Origin of the sequence: Enterococcus sp. HMSC078F03 (assembly GCF_001811595.1) — a bacterium.
Taxonomy (GTDB): Bacteria; Bacillota; Bacilli; order Lactobacillales; family Enterococcaceae; genus Enterococcus; species Enterococcus faecalis.
The window spans coordinates 874-4129 of sequence record NZ_KV805576.1 but is presented as its reverse complement, the minus strand read 5'-3'; the positions used below and the strand labels follow the sequence as shown (position 1 = coordinate 4129).

The following is a 3256-nucleotide window of genomic DNA, read 5'->3' as shown; positions in this document are numbered from 1 at the left end:
AATGGACACGGAATAATTCATTCAAATCGCCTTTTTACTGATAAAACGATAAAATGATAGTGGTTCGTTTGTTGCATACTCATTTAATAGATGTTGAATTAAAATATAGTTCTTCGAATAATTACTTTTTGATTTAACATCTGCTTCACCACTTACTAGAATACTAGCAAATTCTTCATTCCCCTCGTCCCACATTACTCGAGACATAATCAGAATTTTATCTGGTTTAACCTCACCTGTTAAGTCATCTTGTTCCCATAACGCAGGTTCAATTTGGCTTTTCAAGAATAAAGCTTCCTTTTCACAACTATTTTCTAATTTAGCATAGATAGCTCTCAAAAATAAAAATAGCGTAGTTATCCTTTGCTGTCCATCAATGATTTCTTGCTCGTTATGATCATTTTCATAAGCCACAATGCTTCCCAAAAAGTAAGTACTCTCGTTATTGTTTGCTGTGTACTCCGCTAAATCATCAAACAGTACTTGGATTTGCTCGTCAGTCCAAGCATAGGGACGTTGATATTCTGGAATAACAAATTTTTTGATCTTCCCAGTTTCAAGAAACTGCTTCACGCTTTGTTTGTTCACTTCAATTGTGGTTGACATATTTTAAACTTCCGAGACAACACTGTTTATAAAAATAAATCTATTTCCTTTATTCTAACATAGCTGATATGACAGAGTTCAGACAATTTAGTATGTAACAAATTTTTCAGCGCTTTCTTAAAAGCAAACAATACAACTTCTCCTTTATTTTTGAGAGAAATTGTATTGCTTAATCCTTATTTATACAAGTTATTTCGTCCGTAATAACTTGTATAAATCTCTAGCAACTAATGTATATACTAGATCAAAGTACCTATCATCATGCCCAAACATTTTCTCAAAAGCTGCATTGTTTTTCTCATACTGCTCCATCACCTTATCTTTAAATACATCAGGGAACAGCGATTTTTCAAACATCTGAGCATCGTTATTCTTAGCCATGCTGACAACCTTCAAATCTGGGTTATCTGCAAATGACCGATACAAAATCTCTACTAATACTCGATCTCCTTCATCAAAATCATTAGGAAATCGTTCATTGATTTTATGAATGATTTCTTCTAGTGAGTCTCGTTCATCCGGCGGTTTGATTCCTGCATCAATTGTCTTTGGATTTACTAGCTCGCCTTCTTTATTCACTAGATGAATTTCACCGGAAAAATCCTGACGTAACTTATAATATTCCAACTTTACTTTATCAGAAATATCAATATTCTCTCGTGTTTCTTTAGGTAGAAACTTCAGCAAGTATCCAGTAAAAATCCGCTCCTCCAATAATTCCATATCGAATAACCGATCAAGTTGTGAAATATAATCATACCACTTGCTAAAGTTACGTAGAGTCACCCGAAACTGGTACTGATTATCCTTATTCATTTCCTCATAGCGATCCATAATCGGCTTAAACATGCTAGAAATTCGTCCAAGCAAGCGCTCATTCTGTTGCTTTTGGGCTTGTTTCACCAATTTCATGACACGTTCAATATCACCTTGATTGTAAACATTAAATTTTCGTAGCTTGCTTTGAGTATCATAAATCAAGTTAACATTGATTTCTTCTCTCAAATTTGTTTGTTCATAAAAGGGTTGGAAAGCAGCTTCAATATCTTCAACATCATTTACAAAATCAAGAATAAAGGTATCCTTCTTCCCAGGCATTGTTCGATTGAGTCGTGATAAAGTCTGAACAGCTTTAACACCCTTTAACTTCTTATCGACAAACATGGTATGCAGCAACGGTTCATCAAAACCCGTTTGATATTTTTCAGCAACAATCAAGATATTAAAATTATCTGTATGGAAAGCTTCCTTTAATTGATTCTCCCGAACATTCTCACCAGATTTTGTGACATTCATCTTCGTTTCTGTATATTCAGTCTCTCCATCTACTACCAAACCAGAAAAAGCAACCAACACATTCAAATCATTATAACCTTTGTTCGCTATATATTTTTTAAATTCTTTCATATAGCGAACAGCGTGTAAGCGTGATGCGGTAACGACCATTGCTTTTGCCTGCCCACCAATAGCTGTACGAGTAACCGCTCGGAATTGCTCAACCATCACAGCCGTCTTTTGAGCAACTGCCCAAGGATGCAATGATTGGAAACGAACAATCGCTCGGGTTGCTTCACTCTTTGGTAATTCTGGGTTATCTTCAATTTCACGGGCAATTTTGTAGGAAGTACTATAGGTCATATAGTTCTTCAGCACATCTAAGATAAAGCCTTCCTCAATCGCCTGGCGCATCGAGTAAACATGAAAGGGTTCGAAATGCCCATCTGGTTGTTTCGTACCAAACATTTCCAATGTCTTTTCTTTCGGTGTAGCGGTAAAAGCAAAGAAACTTAAATTTTGATGTTTACCTTGTGCTGCCAATTGTTGAACTAGTTCATCTTCAGCATCTGGTAATACATCGTCAACTTCGCCTTCCAGTTCATAATACTCTTCCAAGGATTTAGATTTGTCCGAAAGAGCGGCTTTTAGCTTCTGGGCACTGTTCCCAGTTTGTGAAGAATGTGCCTCATCCACAATCACAGCAAAATTACGACCTTCCACTTGATCTACTTCCTGATAGATCACTGGGAACTTTTGCAAAGTGGTAATAATGATCTTACGCCCATCATTAATGGCTTCTTTTAAATCTTGAGAGGATTTGCGATCGTCAATCGTTTCTACCAAACCTGTCTGATGATCAAAGTTCATGATAGTATTTTGCAACTGGCGATCCAATACTGTTCGATCAGTCACAATAATAATTGATGAAAAAATTGGGTAGTTCAGTTGATCATGAATAGAGGCTAAATGGTATGCCAGCCATGCAATACTATTAGATTTTCCAGAACCAGCACTATGCTGGATCAAATAATTTTCTCCACTACCATGGCTTTTTACATCTGCAACCAATTTTCGAACCACATCTAACTGATGATAACGAGGAAAAATCAACGTTTTCTTTGTGACTTCTCTGTCGCCTTGCTTTTCTTTTTTAATCTCTAGATTCATAAAACGTTGGATAATATCCATCAAATTGTCTCTAGTAAGCACCTTTTCCCACAAGTAGGCAGTTGGGTAGCCATCTTTATTGGACGGATTGCCTGCTCCACCAACTCTTCCCGGCCCATTGGAACCTTGATTGAATGGCAAGAAGTACGTTTTTTTACCGTCCAACTTTGTCGTCATATAAACATCTGTATGGTCCACCGCAAAA

2 protein-coding genes are annotated in these 3256 nt (G+C 36.6%); both read right to left on the bottom strand.

The window, feature by feature from the left end; genetic code table 11:
- Positions 1 to 21: 21 nt before the first annotated feature.
- Complete coding sequence (locus HMPREF2810_RS09920) at positions 22 to 606, bottom strand: DUF262 domain-containing protein (RefSeq protein WP_002367943.1); 585 nt, start codon at positions 604 to 606, stop codon at positions 22 to 24.
- A 189-nt stretch (positions 607 to 795) separates the two neighbouring features.
- Positions 796 to 3256 (bottom strand): type I restriction endonuclease subunit R (locus HMPREF2810_RS09915; RefSeq protein WP_070635603.1); only part of this gene is annotated, 2461 nt, incomplete at its 5' end.

Coding starts and splice junctions, on each gene's coding strand:
- HMPREF2810_RS09920 (WP_002367943.1), bottom strand. CDS start 606: ATGTCAACCACAATTGAAGTGAACAAACAAAGCGTGAAGCAGTTTCTT.